Raw genomic sequence first — 506 nt, 5'->3', positions numbered from 1 at the left:
CGCCCCGACGGCGGGATGCTCCTCGAGGCGTGCCTCCGGAACGGTCTTTTCATCGAGGAGCACGAATACCGCCGCGGCGAATCCCTGTACCGTTGGCACCCCTTGTTTGCATCCCAGTGCCGCCGGATATTGGAGCGGAGTGACCCTCTGCTCGCTGAACGCCTCCACCGCGTGGCCGCCGGCTACTATCAGGACGCCGACGTGCGTGAGTGCGTCACGCAAGCGCTGCTGGGACATGCGCCCGGACTGGCTGTCACGTCACTCGGAGAGCACTGGCTTGAGTTCTTACTGCAGGATGGGGCCCAAGCCCTTGGACGGTTATGCCGGGAACTGCCAGCCCCGTGGAGCGAAGACCCTGAGGTATTGATGATTATGTCTGTCTGCCGCGCTCTTGACGGCGACAGCGCCGCCGCCTCGGGACTCACCCAGCGAGCGCTTGCGCGCACCGCTGCACTGGATGACGTGCGCCGTCGGAAGCTCGACCGGAGCCGGGCCCTCTTCGAGCC

This window comes from Arthrobacter sp. TB 26 (assembly GCF_000427315.1).
In the GTDB taxonomy this organism is placed as follows: Bacteria; Actinomycetota; Actinomycetes; order Actinomycetales; family Micrococcaceae; genus Arthrobacter.
The sequence above is the reverse complement of the archived record's forward strand: the minus strand, read 5'-3'. Positions refer to the sequence as shown.